The sequence below is a fragment of the Rhizobium favelukesii genome, from assembly GCF_000577275.2.
Classification (GTDB): Bacteria; Pseudomonadota; Alphaproteobacteria; order Rhizobiales; family Rhizobiaceae; genus Rhizobium; species Rhizobium favelukesii.
The window spans coordinates 1-15,417 of the sequence record NZ_HG916853.1 but is presented as its reverse complement, the minus strand read 5'-3'; the positions used below and the strand labels follow the sequence as shown (position 1 = coordinate 15,417).

The following is a 15,417-nucleotide window of genomic DNA, read 5'->3' as shown; positions in this document are numbered from 1 at the left end:
TTTCCGGGCAGGTTGACACGCATGACCCTTTGCACAGCTCAAAAGCCGGCGTCGAAGATTCTTTTGCTCGTCATGATCGCTGGTTATGTCACGGCAGCGCCTGGGCCGGCGGCTGCGCATCCGCATATCTTCGTCAACGCAAAGTTCGAAGCGGTGGCGGACCCGGATGGCAATCTGGCCGAGGTCCGCGACGTCTGGCGCTTCGACGAGGTGTTCTCGTCATCCGTCATGCTCGACTTCGACAAGAACGCCAATCTGAAACTTGACCCTGCAGAGCTCGCTGCCGTGGCCGATACCGTGCGCAATTCGCTGGCCCAGTATAATTACTACATAAACATAACGATGAACGGAAAAACGGTGGCGCTGGCAAAGCCGGACGTTTTTCACGGGGCATACGAAGATGGCTCTCTCGTCCTGTCGTTTTCGCAGAAACCGAAACAGAAAACCGCGCTGAAAGGCGTCGCCGTCTTTAGCGTCTATGATCCGACGCTCTACACCGCTTTGGACTTTGCCGACGATGTTGATCTCAAAATCTCGGGGGATGGTTTTGCGCGGTGCAACCGAAAAGTCGTCCGCCCGGACTCGAAGGAAATTCTCGCCGAAAATCAGGCCCTGCTGACGACCCTGTTTTTCAGCGATCCAAGCGGGACCAATTATTCCCAATTGGTCGCAACCCGGCTCGAAGTCCGATGCAACGCGCGGTAGACCTAGACCAGAGCGCGAAAGCCGGGTCACTCACTTTAGTTCATTAGAAACCGCCGCGAAATCAGCAAGACCCAGGAAACCGTCTGAGCCGCACTCCACACCTCCTGCAGTGAATATTAAGACCAAGCTGATACTTACTTGCCAGTTAGTCACCGTCTTCCACTGCCTCGGCGTCATCGACAACGTGATCGTCAAAATCATCGACACTCACGACTACATGCCGGCTAAGTAAACCTGCGTCTTCGAGACCCTCTATATCCGGCAGGTCGCGCAATGTTTCTATGCCGAAGGCCGACAAGAAATATTTCGTTGTCACATATGTGTAGGGCGCCCCGGGTGTGGGACTGCGCGGCCCAGATGAAAGAAAGCCCGCGCCACGTAGCGCACCGATCGTATCGCGGCTAACTTCCTTGCCGAAGATCTTCGACAACTCTCCGCGGGTGACCGGCTGGAAATATCCCACCGCCATCAACACCATCGCCTCGAACTCCGACAATGCTGCAGCCGCTCCCCGTGTCGGCGCGGCCGAGGCGCGAATCGCGGGCGCGTAAGCCGAACGGCTTCGATGCTGCCAGCCGCCGGCGACCGACACCAGTTCATAGGGCCGGGAACGAAGTTCTTCCCGCAAGTCTTCAATGAGTAGGTCGATGCTGCAATTCTTGCCGACCACCCGGGCCAGAGTTTCCCGGTCGACCGGCTCCGCCGAAGCAAAAATCACCGCCTCGACCCGCAGCATCCATTCCCGCCAGCGCAGTGCAGGCGGCAAATCTTCCAACTCCCGATCAAAGAGACGTTCGTCTCCCACACTTGGTTGCGTTCTTCGTCTGGATCTGGTTGCGGGGGATCCGGCCATCGTCACAACCCAAACATCCGGAACGACGACCGGCCGGACAACTCGCGCACCGCGTCAAAACTCTCCAGCCGCTCGAACAGCCGGGTGGCCGCCCAGCGCGACAGGCTACTGCCCGACGCCGAGGCTGGCACGGCATCTTCGGTCAGCAATCTGCGGATCACGGCCTCGGCGCCTTTTGTCCGCAACTTCGGCGCCACCGCCAGCAGCCGTGCGGCCCGGCGATCGATATCCAAGGCAGAGCGCAACGCGGCGTCGACGCCGTCAGCCAGCGCCAGGCAGATCGCTTTTGGGTACGCCGGCTCGCCCGGGCGGACGCGGCCCCGCCCACCGATCATCCGGAAGGCCGGGCCGTAACGCTCGGTCAAAAGCAGCAGCACGGGTCTCGCCCAGCTCAGCTTTCGGGCCAGTACGACGTCGGCCAGGCCCAGGGCCAGCACCTCGGCGTCCGGACGGGCTGCGCAAATCGCTGCAATCAGATCCGCCGCGACGAAGGGCGCCGCGCGGCCGGACTGGATCGCCGAATCGATCCGGTCCGGGACTGTGGCAAGACCATCGTCCCAGCGGATCCCCAAAAGCGTAGCCAGTTCCTTGATGAGAGGCGACCCAAGCGTGTTGGGCCGGTGCGACAGCATTCGCATGGCCAAAAACAGCTTGCCGGCCGGCCCCGGATCGTCCCCGGGTGCCGTAGCGCATCACGCAACGCGTGTTCGTCCTCGGTGCGGCCGACCATTTGGGCGGCGACCGTGGCCGATTTGAGGGCCAGGCGATCGCGCCAGCAGCCGAGCCACGCCGGGTCGGCGCGGATGAGATCGTCGAGTGATTTCAGGGCGATACCAGAGGCGAAGGTGGCGTCGGCTTCATGGACGCCGCCGCGGCGCGACAGCGCCCAGCCTGGCAGGCGGGGCGACCACAGCGCAGCTGGTTCTATGGCGGGCGGCAACGAATCCATCCGAAGAGCATATACGATTGGTGCGCTTTATGCGAGGGAAAGTGCTTTAAACCGCACGCCATGTCGATCGATAAAAACGAACGATAAACTTCCATTATCGTTCATTTCTGTCATTATAGAGAAATGGGCCAAATCATCCAGCAAAACAGCGAAAATCTCGTCGAGGCGAGCGCTGCTCCATCTCCCAGCACGGCGGTTCCGGGTGATATTTTTCCGCGGCGCAGGCGTCGGCCGGCATCCCGATGCATAACGCCGGCCTCCCCTCCCCTCTTGCGGAAGCAACGACCGTGTTGCCGGCGCATCTCGAAAAGCTTGCCGACCGGGCGCGCGGTTATGTCGAGGCGGCGAGCTCATCGAACACCCGCAAAGCCTATGCCTCCGACTGGAAGCATTTTTCCGGCTGGTGCCGCCGGCAAGGGCTGGAGATCCTGCCGCCCAACCCGCACACCGTCGGCCTCTACATCACCGCCTGTGCCGGTGGCAGTGACACCGCCTCGGGTGCGGCAATCGCCGGCCGCAAGCTGAATTCGGTGACGACGATCGAACGGCGGCTGTCGGCGATCACCTGGAACTATGCGCAGCGCGGGGTCCCGCTCGACCGCAAGGATCGCCATATCGCCACCGTGCTCGCCGGCATTCGCAACACCCATGCCGCCCCGCCCCGGCAGAAGGAAGCGGTTTTGCCCGAACACCTGATCGCCATGCTGGAAACGCTCCCCCGCGGCACCTTGCGCGGCCTGCGCGACCGGGCGATGCTGCTGATCGGCTTTGCCGGCGGGCTGCGGCGCTCCGAGATCGTCGGGCTCGACGTCGGCCGTGACCAGACGAAGGACAGTCGCGGCTGGGTCGAGATCCTTGACAAGGGCATGGTTGTGACGGTCCGGGGAAAACGCGGCTGGCGCGAAGTCGAAATCGGCCGCGGTTCCTCGGACGCCACCTGCCCTGTCGTCGCGCTGCAGACCTGGCTCAACCTTGCAAGGATTGCGCACGGCCCGCTCTTCCGGCGGGTCACCGGTGAAGGCAAGGATGTCGGCCCCGACCGGCTGCTCGATCAGGAAGTGGCGCGCCTCGTCAAGAAAGCGGCATTGGCTGCCGGCGTGCGCCCCGACCTCACCGACACCGAGCGCGCGGAAAAGTTCTCAGGCCATTCGCTGCGTGCCGGCCTTGCCTCCTCCGCTGAGGTGGACGAACGCTATGTGCAGAAGCAGCTCGGCCACGCGTCCGCCGAGATGACGCGGCGATATCAGCGTCGGCGGGACCGCTTTCGTGTCAATCTCACCAAGGCATCCGGGCTTTGAAAAGCCCCCTCCCCTACTCCGCGCGGCGGGTATGCCCGACGTCCGGGAGTATGCCTCCGCAGGCCGCCCGGCCGACGCCGTCCGACTGAGCGCGCCGCCTCAACGCCAGAAGCGTTTCGTTTCGACAAAGGTGTCGTGCGCTTCTGCCGCTTGCTGCAGAAGTTTCGCCTTGTCGTCCGCGCTGACGAGGTTGTCCGTGCCCTCCACATCCGACAGTCCGAGCGCCGACAGCGTATCAGAAGCAGTGGCAAGATCGTTCAGACTACCGAGCTCATCCTGAAGACCTGACATCGCCGTGATGAAGCGGCGGTGACGTTTGGCCTGAGCCTTGTAAAGCGGCTCGAAAAACTCAGCCGCATAGCGCAGTTTCTTCGCGGCGATGCGCACCTCATGGCGTGTCTCGTCATCGGCATCGACGAGATCGTCGCCCCCCTTCGCCACCTTTTTCCAGAGTTTATCAAACACGCCGGAGGCGAAGTCGTCTGAAGACTGCTCGTGCGATGTCTCGTCCGATTGCTCGGTTCGCCAGTCTCTCATGGAAATCCACTCGGCCGCATCAATCATCAACGAGCGGGCACGTACCGAGGAGAGTGAGGCTTCGGCCGCCCCATAGGCGTCGTCACGCGCGTCTCGGAGGCGGCATAAAAGAGCGTCGCTCGAAGCGCGGCCGATCATCACGTCGATATTGCGCGCATCGCCAAGTTCCGAGGCGAGCCATTTCAATTCTTGCCGCAGGTGGTCGAAACGGCTGTCGTCGAACAGCGATTTAGCGATCGAGCAAAGCGAGCGCAGCCGTCGCAGCGCCACGCGAGCCGGTGCAGGGCTTCGGCATCACGGGACCAGCCCAGCGCCGTCTCATTGAGGCGAAACTGCCTGAGACAGCCCGCGGCGACGCGCGCGAAAGCCGTTGCCGCACTCATGTCGGACGTGAGCGGGGTCGGCGACGCTTTCACAGGACCGGGCGCTGGGCCAAGCAGACGATAGCCCCGTTCCGCTTTGCTCAGCACTCCGAGATGCGCCGGTGTGATCAGGTCGATTTTGCGGGCGAGCGCAAACAGCGCTGTCGACGAGCCCGCCTTCTTTTCAAACTCGATCTCGCAGAACGGCGCCTCGCGGTCCGCTGCAACGACCTTGCCAAGATCCAAAGCGACTTCGATTGTGGCGTCGCCATCCACGACATTCCAATGATGCCGTTTGACATGAACCGCGAACAAGCGGGTGAGCTTTGGGCCAGCTTCCGCAAGCAGATCTCGGATCTGCGGGTCGTCGAATACCGGTGTATCGCCGGCGACCGGTTGCTCCCATTCCTCGCGCGTGAACGATCCGGCCGCGGCGCCATCGCTGGCTTTGACGGTCTGTATCCGCTCGTTTCCCGATTGCCGAATGCGCAGCGACAGGCCGCGCTTGGAAAGATCCCATCCGGAGGTGTCAAAATAGATGGACTTTTGCTGAACGATCGTGGGCGAGGAATCGAACGGATTTTCCTTCAGGAGCGATCCCGCACCCGACGGTGAAAGTTCAAGCTTCAGTTCCGATTCCTGCATGATACCCTCGGCGCAGCGTCCCCTCACCGTAACGGCCGGGACCGCGCCGCATGTTCCGTCATCAAACTGTCATAAACAACCTCGTGCCGCGGCTCTCAGGCCGGTAAATTTTCGGAAGACACTGATTGTCCGTAATATCAGCGGCGGCGTGACCGCTTCCGTGTCAATCTCACCAAGGCATCGGGACTTTGAAGAGGCCCCTCCCCTACCCCGAGTGAAGCCGATAGGTCAAAAAAGGAGGCTGAGATTTCAGCTTACGGCTTCTATTGAAATCGGGAAGTAAAAGCCACAGCCCACGTCCGAAATCGGTCGCAGCAGGCTCTGGATGGGCAATTTGGCCAAATCGTAAGACATTGAAATCATGGTAATAGACTTGCTAAACGGACACCAGCGGATAGTTTATGTCCGTCACTACATGATTTCACGGATTGGCGTTCTAACCATCGATAACCAGCGCTTATCGATGGTAGTTGATCTGGAGTCGCAAATCAGAAAGAATCGGGGCAAATCACGGCCCTGGCGGCCGCCGAGACCCGTCCTTTTGGAGCGCCCGTGGCCAAATCCAAGACATCATTGACCGCCGTCGAGCGGCGCGCCGAAGAGCTCGACACCATTGCCGCCGTGCTGCCGATGGAGCGCCGCGACGAGCTCGCCGAGCTGCTCACCGACCAGGATATCGAGACGCTGCGCCATCTCGTCAACCAGGGCATGGGCGACAACACACTTCGCGCCCTGACCTCGGACCTCGCCTATCTGGAAGCCTGGGGCTTGGCCGCCACCGGCAAATCGCTGCCTTGGCCGGCGCCCGAGGCCATGCTGCTCAAATTCGTCGCTCATCACCTCTGGGATCCGGAAAAGCGTGCTTCCGCACCCGATCACGGTATGCCGGCCGACGTCGATGAAAACCTGCGGAGCCAAAAGTTCCTCAAATCCGTCGGTCCACACGCGCCAGCCACGGTACGCCGGCGGCTGGCGAATTGGTCGACGCTGACCAAGTGGCGGGGCCCGGACGGCGCCTTCACCTCACCTGCCCTCAAATCAGCCATTCGGCTGGCGATCCGAGCCGCGCCAAGACAACGTCTTCGCAAGAGCGCCAAGGCGGTCACCGGTGACGTGCTCGCAAAACTGCTGGCGACCTGCGCGACCGACAGCCTGCGTGATCTGCGGGACCGGGCGATCCTGATGGTCGCGTTTGCCTCCGGCGGCCGCCGACGCAGCGAGATCGCCGGGCTGCGGTGCGAACAGTTGACCGTCGAACCGCCGATCGAGATGCCGAAAGGCCCTCCCCTCCCCTCTCTCGCCATCCATCTCGGCCGCACCAAGACCACCAGCGGCGAGCAGGACGATATCGTCTATCTCACCGGCCGGCCGGTGGAGGCGCTGAATGCCTGGATGGCGGCCGCCAAAATCGAAAGCGGCAGTGTGTTTCGGGCAATCGGGCGATGGGGGACTGTTTCGCGACGGGCGATCGATCCGCAGTCGGTCAACGCGATCATCAAGCGGCGGGTGGAACTGGCTGGATTAGACCGTGGGGAGTTTTCGGCACATGGGCTGCGATCTGGCTACCTGACGGAGGCCGCAAACCGCGGCATCCCGCTTCCTGAAGCGATGGAGCAGTCAAGACACCGATCGCTGCAGCAGGCATCGAGCTACTATAACAGTGCCGAACGTCGTAGCGGTCGCGCAGCAAGACTGCTATGACCGCAAGATGGATGCCACGGGTAGGCACCGCAGCCCGGTCGATGTCGTCACGCTACTCAAATCTCGGACAGATCGAGCACTTTTGTGTGGTCACGCCACCATAGCACGAGGCACCAATAGACAGAGGTGCGAGTTTGCATACCCTGCCCTATAGCTCTTCATCAAACTCCTCGTCCGTAAAGCCATAAGTCTCCTCATAAAGTCGATGCAATTGCAACCGACCCAGGATTTCGCGGTGTCCATTTGCAAACTGAAGTTTCCCGACTGTATCAAACCCTCGGCGAACCGCCCCTGAGAGGCTTTGCAGCAACTCCAATTCGAGCGGCGGTTGAGACTTATCAGCGTCAAGTTCTTCGGCCATTCGAGCGACTACGCCAATCACAAACGAAAGGCCACGAGGAATAAATGTCGCGATCAGTTCACGCGCCCGCATGCACATCTTCGAACTCTCCGGCGTGCCGTTCGGATTGCCACCCAACGCACGCTGAATCTCGTTTACCGGCTTGTCGCTAATCCAAGCTTCAATGCCGGGTTGTATGGCCTCAAGCACGGCAGCAGTGAGCGGGGTACCAGCCTTCTTGCCCGCCGCTGATATGGCGGATTTTTCCACATCTCTCAGCAAATGCTCGCACGCATCAGCATCTTCCTTCAGCCAGGCAAACACCCATCCGATCCATCCCTCTATGGTCGTTGGCAAGTTCCCTAGCCCATCGGAAAGACGCACCCTGAGCTTTTCCAGAAGGTCAAGGGGAAGCCCGCTCTGGGATGCCATCAATACGACGACCGCCTGAGGATCGTTCTCGACGGCCTCCTTTGCGAAGTCCCACAGTTCTTGGACCTTCTTCAGGTAGTCGTTCTGCTTCTTCTTTTTCTCGGCCAGAAACGAACCGAATGACCGGGACATCAAGTTATCGGTTGATGCGACGTCGACGTCCGCCGCGCTCAACGCCACGAGGCGATTGATCGTATAGGTTACCTGGCGATCATCCAGCTTCCCCTCCATGACGCGGTCGAGAACCACCTCGAGAGGATCGGTAATCGTGACACAGCGATCGTCCTCGGGCAGAACAGACTTCAGCTTACCCTTCAAATCCGCGTTCAGCACCGCTCCTGGCTTGAACGTCGTTATCGGTTCGGGAATCAAGATGACGACGCCATTGGCCAGGTGGCCCGCCCTGCCCGCGCGTGCTGCGGCGTTCAGGAGTTCATGGGCTTCGAGCGCTTCTCGCTTCCCATCTGTCGCACTCGAACGTTTGTCGCCCGCCAATACGGCGAGATGGGCCGGGAGATTCAAACCTTGCGCAAGAGTAGGCGTAGCTACAATCACGCGCGCACCGTCGCTTCGGCGAAACAGCCGCTCAGATAAAGCGCGCTCTAGCCGAAGCATCGATGAATTATGCGGGACAGCACCGAAGTTTGGTTCGCCAAAGATCGAATGCTTAGCATCGCCGAGCTCCAGTACGAGAGCATCCCATAACGCCACTTCGCTTTCGTTGAGAACGACGGCTTCGCCCAGTTCACTGGCTATCTTCTTCGCCGTTCCGACTGCATCGGCTTTTGTGTTGACGAAAACGATGGTTTTGAGGCCGCTTTTGTGGGCCCTTAACGAGATCGCCGCAGCGACGTCGTTGGCGTTAGGGGTTGCCCAAATCCTTCCTCCTTTGAAGCCACCCGCCAACTGGAATGCGTCGTCCGAAATACTCGTGAACGCGTGCGCCGTCGTCGAATTTGTCCAATTATGTTGCAATCCCCAGACCACGTAGGGCTGCGCCCTGATCTCACGTTCGGCAGGTGCGCGCAGGCCCTTTGCAATCTTCTTTTCTTGAACGTTTTTTGCTCTCTGAGCGGATTTTGCGCGTTCGACAGCCTGCGTGATTTCATTTTCCTCATACGTAACGACTCCACGAGCCTGGCGGCTTGGCTTCCAGAGCAGATCGACCGCCAGACAGGGCCGACCGGTGAGTTTTGCAATCCACTCGGAAAACTCTGGTCCGTTTTTCAGCATCGCCGAAAGGAAAAGCATATCCGCTTCCGGAACAGCAGCTCGAAACGCCAACAGGCACAGCATCCCATCAAGGGCACGGCCGATTTTTCCCGATTCCGCGCTGAGGAGATGGCATTCGTCAAAAACCAGCAATCCAACCTTATGGAACGACGTCGGGGAATAGGAGAGCATCGCCAGGCATCGCTCCGGTGTCATGACCTCGATGTCCTGCAGCTGCGCTTCTTCCAGGAGCAGGGAATCGTAGTCGCTGGAAACCTCTAGCCCAAACTTGTCGGTTGGGAACATCTTCTGCAGGTCGTCGGTGAGTTGCTCCACGAGGGCGTGCGTAGGAGCAAGGAAAATGACCTTTTTCTTACGAGCGAGCGTTGCGGCGATCTTCAGCACGCTGATTGTCGTCTTACCGGCCCCGGTCGGCAATACGAGGACCGCGGAATTCCCAGTCTGGTAAAACCCTTTGCGAATTGCTTCCCTATGGTTTCGCCAAACATAGGGCGCGTCCTCGGCCCTAAATGTGAGCCATCGTTGCCAAAAGCCGGCGTCTGCGCCATCGGGCGGAGGCAATTTGGCGAGCGCAGCCTGGTCAATGGCATCAGACGCGGAAAGCAACATGGAGGCAAGATGCGCTGGTCCCGCATAGGCAGTGCGCAGCTCGCCGCCGAGCATCTCCTCCCCGGCCAGTTCCACATTCGAGCAAAGCTCTATGACTTTGCGAAAGGCATCCTGAGCAGTAGCGAATCTTCCAGGCGTCGCTTCAGGGACCGCGACTGACATCAAGTTCGCCGCAAGTCTCTCAATGCCTTCGATCAAAGCCGATGCGAGGCTACGAAAGGCACGGGTCTGGATCGTACCAATTATCGGCGCGTCGACGCGCCAGCGATTGGCGCGGATGAGTATCGAGGTCAGCCTACCCTGGGCCAAATCGCGAATGTGGTCGCCGAGGATCCGGATTTCGAAAGGTCCCCGACTCCGGGGAAAGGATGCTCCTGCCTCGTAGGCGTCAGCATATTGTTCAGCTCCCAGGAAGAGCACCGCTGCCGATACGGCCGGATCAACACCATCGCGACTGATCGGCGACGTATGCTCGGTCTCAAAAGCGGGAGACGATCGCCGTGTGCAATAATTTGCTGAGCTGTACCGGCGACGAAGGCGGCAGCCCGGCGAAGTTCGGGATCCTCTTCAATGGACGCGACAATCTCATAAGCGTCAGCGATACGATCGAGCGACCATGTTTCTTCCTCTGAAGCGGCGTCATCTTCCCCCTTAAGCCTTGCCGAGACGAGCTCGGCATAGTGCCGTGTCAGCATCTGAGGGATTTGTTGGGCATCGAGCTCGGGCAAACTAGGCGCGGCTCGAAGGAGTTCCGATGTGCGGATGTCAAACATGGTCGGCTTCAAATTGCTTGAGTGCTTTAATTACTTCTTCAGCGAGTTCCTGAAACCAGACGCGCAACTCGCTGACAATCAACGTTGCTCCAATGCGCTGGTCCTTGGTGATATCGGCTAGACCGTTGTAACCCTTGAAGAGCTTCTCCCGTCTTGTGGCCGTCGATACCTCGGCTCCAACGGTCAGAGCCGCCCGATAGGTCCGAAAGCTCTTGTCGAGCACCCTGGCGGCTGCCTTCGTTGCTTCGGTCCCGTTAAGCCCACTTTCCCGGATCAAACTCACCGCGTTGGCAACCAAATCGCGCATTCGTTTGCTGGCGTGGTGCTCCCCGAAGGTCACGAGCACCTCGCCCTTGAACTTCTTCCGCGGATTTTCCGTGCATTTGTCCTCGAAGATAGTTGCGCCAACCATTACCGGCTCAGTCGGATCCATTTCGATCGCGAGGCCGTCGAGACCTTGCGTCGTGGAAGCAATGTGCGGATCCTTCATGAAGGTCCGGGAACTGCTCGACTGACGGGCAACAATCCAGGAAATGCATTCAAACAAAAAGCCGTCCCGATGGTAGCGCGAGACTTCTTTCTGCGCATCGGTTTGTCCCCGGATCAACATTTGACCCCGCGCTGCGCGAAACAGTTCCTCGTCTGACAGAGCAGGGCCATGAGGTTCAAGGGCGTCGATGATCCTCACAGCGTGCTGCGCCTGCCCAAGCGCGATGACCGCAATCAATTTCGCCAATTCTTCGAAATCATTAACCGCCCATTGGAGGCCGGTCACGTCGTCGTCGACCTCCACCGTCGTAGATGTTAGAGCAGCCATTCTTTCAAAGTCCCCAACCCAAATGCCCAGCGGAAGATATGGAGAAACCCACAGTCGTTCAATGGGTTAATCCGTGACAGCGGAAGAGCTTTCAGGCTCTTGGTTACCGACGTCATCGCAACGAGATGGTGCGAATAATTCTCGCCAGCGGATTTAAGTCGCATATGAGTGCCAAACAACACGCGGGTTTGACGGTGCCTTCGCCTCCCCCGCCCTGAAATCGGCCATTCGTCTAATGTTCAGATGCCCAGTGCATGAAGAGCGGCACCAGCGTTTGGCGCGTAATGAATTGATGATGGTCGAAGATCTTCAGGGGAAGCCCCGCAAGCTAAGACATCGGCAGTGATGAGTTTCCGGCCGGAAACTTTAAGAACTTACCGCTAATCTTCAGTGGCTTAGCATGAAACACCTCAATTTCTTTCGATTCACGCGGTGGCGTTGTTCGGCACCGAGTTTGCCCTCAGCTGCGCAAAGAGCATCGGCCCAAGCGAAAACTCCCCTCGCCGCGCTTTCGCCGTCAGATCCCGAAGATATCCCCCCGCCGAGTTGATGTGCCCACCACGCTCGTAGATACACGCTATCGCTATCGCCGCCCCGGCCTGCCCCATGACTTCGCACGCCTCCTCGTAGGCCGAGGGGCTGACACCAAGCATGGACCGAACTGTTACCGCGGCCGACATCATTTCGCGCCAGCTACCGATAGATCCCCCTGGGCCAAACGGTCCAATCTCCGGGCAGGCACGCAGCACCATGGACAACGGGAACGCCTCCGGTTCCGCTTTCCGCTCTGTCTGCTTGTTTGTCTCGGACTTTTCGTCCTGCTTCTTTTCGAAGCGAGGTTCAAGTTCATTGGAGGATTCGGTATTTGAATTCTGTATGTGGCATCCGTCCGCGATGGCATTGCCATCGTTTTTTGTGGTTTCTTCTTTAATTTCCAGCATCCTGGAGACTTCCTCGTGAAGAAGGCTCATCTCGTCGAGGCTCGCTATCAGATCCTGTAGAGTCGGGCGTCGAACGAACCTTCCTACAATCTCGACAAAGCACGTTTCCGCGGCAGTCCAATCGCCCGCAAGGTTCTCTTCCATCCCGACAGTGATCAGCTTGCGGACATCTCGCCGAACGATCGTGAGGCGGTCCTTCGTGATGCGGAACCGGCGCTGTTCAGCAGCCACGTCTTGGGCGAGGGCAGCAAACTCGCCGGCGCGCGCAAGAAGCGGCGCGAGACTGAAGCCGTACGCGTCCTCTATGTTTCCTTCGTCGCCTTTTCGAGCGTAGCGCTTGCCGTTAGGGCTATCCTTGCGGATGATTACACCGGCCTCCACGAGCGAACCGAGGCATTTGCGCAGGGTTGTCCCAGCGATGCCATTTGTGCGGGCTGATAGCTGAGCATTCGATGGGAAGACGACCAAGTTCCTCTCGTTGCTGAGTTCGGCAACTGGGAAGAATGTTAACAGTGCATTCAAGACGGCCAAGGCTCGATCTTGAAGGCCAAGGCGCGAGCGGGCGTCGCTTACGTCGCGAAACACACGCCACTTATCAACCGAACCGTCTGCTACAGCCTGCTCGGTCTTCACCTGACGCTTCACCAGGGCAAGCGTCATCGGCCGCCGCCCAAAGGGCGTCGTGATATAACCCGTTTCCATGTCCTTCACCTTTCACAAGGCAAAGAAAAGGCTACGCCGGTGTGGCGTTGACTCTTGACTGTGATTCCGGGAAATGCGATTCTCTAAGCGGCCAAACTGAGAGAGGCCTTCTGGAACACCGTTTCGGAGGGCTTTTTCTTTGCGCTATCGGCACCTTTCTTCGTTACGACTCATCTATTGCTTCGACTTCTTGAACGAAGCGTAGATCTCGGGGAGAGCCGACATCAGGTACTCACCGAATTCCGGCGCTGCCTTCTTGTCGATCATCAATGTCAGTGTTCGTCTGTCCTGGCGGAAACTCGCAGCCTTGACCCCATCGTCGGCTTGCCAGACATCTGCCTGAACTTTTTCCTTCTTAGGTTTCTTTGGTGCAACTGCGTCGAAAACGCGGACAAATCGCTCATCAGAACCGAGGGAGCCGACGTCGCTGGTCGACAGAAGGGCGCGCGCCTTCTCTGCCGCCCCTCCTACCGCCAATCGCGATGAGAGCTCATACCAGCGATCACGGCCCGTCTTTGGGGCAGCACCAATCAGCCGGATGATGTCGTCCGGCAATTGGGTCGCAGCCTGAATCAACCGTGAAAGGTTGCTTTTGTCGACAGCCAGCGCTGCCATGATGACTGGGCGCTGGTACCCACTCGCTTCGAGCTGGGCCGCATAGAGCGCCCGCTCGATAAACGATAGATCCTGACGTGCACTGTTTTCCTGACCTTGCGCCAGTACAAGCTCGTCATCTGTCAAATTTCTGATTGCGGCCTTGACCTTGAGGCCGGCCGCTTTGACCGCTCTCAATCGTCTGCGGCCGTAAGCGATCTGATACCGTCCTTCCACGGTCGGGTGAGGGCGGACAAGAATTGGAACCTGCTGCCCATTCTCGCGGATGTTGCGAGCAAACTCCTCAAACTGAGCCCCATCCTCATCAAGTCGATCAGTAACGGACGGCGCATCTATCAGTTCGGGATCGAGTTCGCTCAGTCCCTGCGACTTCAAAGCTTCAATCGAACGGGAGACGGCACCGATTGCACCTCGAGGCGCGTATTGCGGGGTAGGGAAGTCGGCCGCCCTGGCTTCATCGAGCTCCGTAGCTGATGAAGCAGGGGCTTTCAAATCTGAAAGGAGATGTTTTCTAGCCATCTTGCTTTCCCTTGAGGCACTCGTGATAAGCCTGATGCGTGGACATAGAGAGTGCAAAATTCGAAAAGTTTCCGGCTGGCAACTTTTCCGTCAATGTCGCGTTTCGTGGGATTTCTACTGCCATCATTTGCGGCCCCAAGATGATTGAATGAGCTGTTCGATTTCGCTGTTCACGTTGTCGAGCGATTCCATGGCTCGGTCGTATGTTGCTCGCGTAAACTGGTCGCGGCTCACCTCATAAAGAGTCTGCTTGGTAATGCCCGCGTCTGAAATGGCTGTACTCTTGAGCATCGGGTGGTTCAGCACATGGTCGCCAAACATCGTGCGCATAAACGACACCATCTGGTTTTGCGGTCCGTCCCCTGGCTCGTAGCGCGTAACGAGATAACGCATCCAATCGTAGTTCATGCTGCCGCCGGCATCCGCGACGACGCTCAAAAGTTCTGAGGTCATCAGCAGAAACTGGCACATCGACATCACATCGAGCATCTGAGGGTGGACGGTGACAAGAACGGCGGTTGCTGCGCACAGAGCGGAGATTGTCAGAAAGCCGAGCTGGGGAGGGCAATCGACGACGACAACGTCATAGTCGTCCGCCACTGACGCAATTGCGTCGTCCATTCGCGTGAAGAAGATGTTCTTGCGGTCGTTAGAGCTGAGTACTTTGGCGGTATCGTGCTCGAACTCCATAAGCTCGAGATTGCCCGGAACGAGATCAAGGTTCGCAAAGTAGGTTTTCTTGATTACGTCCTTCAGCGGGCGACGCTCTTCATCGTAACGAACGGCGCCGTACAGCGTCTCGTTTTCCCCGACGTCAAACTCAGGCTGGAATCCGTGCAACGCGGACATACTGGCCTGCGGATCAAGATCAATCGCAAGAACCCGATATCCATTGAGCGCAAGATACTGAGCAAGATGAGCAGCGGTCGTGGTCTTACCGCTGCCTCCCTTGAAGTTTACCGCGGTTATAACCTGCAAGTGCTCACGAGCACTGCGACGTGGTGAGTAGCGACGGTCACCCTTGCCATTCTCGTCGAGATACTCGCGGAGCGCCTGAATAGTCTCGACTGAATACGAACGGCGATTGTTATTTCCGATCTCAGGCTGCGGCCCCTTACCCTCGATCGAAAGGTGGCGAAGGTAGCCATCGTTGACGCCGATGAGCTTCGCAGCCTCTATCGATGAAAACGACCGAAGCGTCTTTCGAGCCTCGGGCGGATAAAGTTTCACGCGATGCTCGTGAAGCGCGCCCGAGAGATCTCGCGCGTGCGCCGCTATCAGTTTATGAATAGCCTTCTGAAGCTGAGCGGGATTCTCCACGACGTCCTCTCGTACACACGGTAAATTTCGTAGATACATCTTTTTGCCGTGGATAAGACAACTCAT

At 58.8% G+C, this 15,417-nt stretch carries 12 protein-coding genes and 1 pseudogene; 3 read left to right on the top strand and 10 right to left on the bottom strand.

Annotation, left to right across the window (positions count from 1 at the left end; translation table 11 throughout):
- Window positions 1–21 precede the first annotated feature (21 nt).
- The gene (locus tag LPU83_RS59220) at window positions 22–705 is read left to right on the top strand and encodes a DUF1007 family protein (protein ID WP_051509109.1); all 684 of its coding nucleotides are present in this window, start codon (window positions 22–24) and stop codon (window positions 703–705) included.
- A gap of 145 nt (window positions 706–850) precedes the next feature.
- Here the strand turns inward: LPU83_RS59220 and scpB are convergent, their stop codons facing one another.
- Both scpB and LPU83_RS59210 read right to left on the bottom strand, forming a co-directional pair.
- Window positions 851–1,558 carry an SMC-Scp complex subunit ScpB gene (scpB, locus tag LPU83_RS59215; protein ID WP_024316940.1) on the bottom strand — a complete coding sequence of 236 codons (708 nt, stop codon included), beginning with the start codon at window positions 1,556–1,558 and terminating at the stop codon, window positions 851–853.
- A gap of 2 nt (window positions 1,559–1,560) precedes the next feature.
- A pseudogene (locus tag LPU83_RS59210) lies at window positions 1,561–2,507 on the bottom strand (DUF1403 family protein).
- A gap of 242 nt (window positions 2,508–2,749) precedes the next feature.
- Here LPU83_RS59210 and LPU83_RS59205 point away from each other — a divergent pair.
- Window positions 2,750–3,805 carry a site-specific integrase gene (locus LPU83_RS59205; protein ID WP_029710253.1) on the top strand — a complete coding sequence of 352 codons (1,056 nt, stop codon included), beginning with the start codon at window positions 2,750–2,752 and terminating at the stop codon, window positions 3,803–3,805.
- Between the two features lie 99 nt (window positions 3,806–3,904).
- On the opposite strand, the gene LPU83_RS75405 is transcribed toward LPU83_RS59205, so the two are convergent.
- On the bottom strand, window positions 3,905–4,612 hold the full coding sequence (locus LPU83_RS75405; RefSeq protein ID WP_245272571.1) for a CHAD domain-containing protein: 708 nt from the start codon (window positions 4,610–4,612) through the stop codon (window positions 3,905–3,907).
- Window positions 4,525–5,349, bottom strand: a complete 825-nt coding sequence (locus tag LPU83_RS75400) for a CYTH domain-containing protein (protein ID WP_245272570.1) — start codon at window positions 5,347–5,349, stop codon at window positions 4,525–4,527. Before LPU83_RS75400 ends, LPU83_RS75405 begins: the two co-directional genes overlap by 88 nt.
- 552 nt (window positions 5,350–5,901) lie before the next feature.
- On the opposite strand from LPU83_RS75400, the gene LPU83_RS59195 reads away from it, so the two are divergent.
- Complete coding sequence (locus LPU83_RS59195) at window positions 5,902–7,050, top strand: site-specific integrase (protein ID WP_024316939.1); 1,149 nt, start codon at window positions 5,902–5,904, stop codon at window positions 7,048–7,050.
- A gap of 148 nt (window positions 7,051–7,198) precedes the next feature.
- Here LPU83_RS59195 and LPU83_RS59190 read toward each other — a convergent pair whose 3' ends face one another.
- From LPU83_RS59190 to repA, 6 genes are all read right to left on the bottom strand, one after another.
- Window positions 7,199–9,973, bottom strand: a complete 2,775-nt coding sequence (locus LPU83_RS59190) for a DEAD/DEAH box helicase (RefSeq protein WP_024316938.1) — start codon at window positions 9,971–9,973, stop codon at window positions 7,199–7,201.
- Entirely contained in the window at window positions 9,955–10,437 is a 483-nt protein-coding gene (locus LPU83_RS59185; protein ID WP_024316937.1) for a hypothetical protein, read from the bottom strand. The genes LPU83_RS59190 and LPU83_RS59185 overlap by 19 nt, the downstream gene beginning before the upstream one ends.
- A complete protein-coding gene (locus tag LPU83_RS59180; protein WP_051166712.1) occupies window positions 10,430–11,230 on the bottom strand; it encodes a hypothetical protein in 801 nt (266 codons plus the stop codon). The genes LPU83_RS59185 and LPU83_RS59180 overlap by 8 nt, the downstream gene beginning before the upstream one ends.
- A gap of 449 nt (window positions 11,231–11,679) precedes the next feature.
- Complete coding sequence (gene repC, locus LPU83_RS59175; protein WP_024316935.1) at window positions 11,680–12,897, bottom strand: plasmid replication protein RepC; 1,218 nt, start codon at window positions 12,895–12,897, stop codon at window positions 11,680–11,682.
- 174 nt (window positions 12,898–13,071) lie between these two features.
- Complete coding sequence (gene repB, locus LPU83_RS59170; RefSeq protein WP_024316934.1) at window positions 13,072–14,031, bottom strand: plasmid partitioning protein RepB; 960 nt, start codon at window positions 14,029–14,031, stop codon at window positions 13,072–13,074.
- A 123-nt stretch (window positions 14,032–14,154) separates the two neighbouring features.
- Window positions 14,155–15,351, bottom strand: a complete 1,197-nt coding sequence (gene repA, locus LPU83_RS59165) for a plasmid partitioning protein RepA (RefSeq protein WP_024316933.1) — start codon at window positions 15,349–15,351, stop codon at window positions 14,155–14,157.
- Between the last annotated feature and the right edge of the window lie 66 nt (window positions 15,352–15,417).

Excerpts from the sequence above, each read along its gene's own strand:
- LPU83_RS59220 (WP_051509109.1), top strand. The coding sequence starts at position 22 with ATGACCCTTTGCACAGCTCAAAAGCCGGCGTCGAAGATTCTTTTGCTC.
- repB (WP_024316934.1), bottom strand. The coding sequence starts at position 14,031 with ATGGCTAGAAAACATCTCCTTTCAGATTTGAAAGCCCCTGCTTCATCA.
- repC (WP_024316935.1), bottom strand. The coding sequence starts at position 12,897 with ATGGAAACGGGTTATATCACGACGCCCTTTGGGCGGCGGCCGATGACG.
- LPU83_RS59205 (WP_029710253.1), top strand. The coding sequence starts at position 2,750 with ATGCATAACGCCGGCCTCCCCTCCCCTCTTGCGGAAGCAACGACCGTG.
- LPU83_RS75400 (WP_245272570.1), bottom strand. The coding sequence starts at position 5,349 with ATGCAGGAATCGGAACTGAAGCTTGAACTTTCACCGTCGGGTGCGGGA.
- LPU83_RS59185 (WP_024316937.1), bottom strand. The coding sequence starts at position 10,437 with ATGTTTGACATCCGCACATCGGAACTCCTTCGAGCCGCGCCTAGTTTG.
- scpB (WP_024316940.1), bottom strand. The coding sequence starts at position 1,558 with ATGGCCGGATCCCCCGCAACCAGATCCAGACGAAGAACGCAACCAAGT.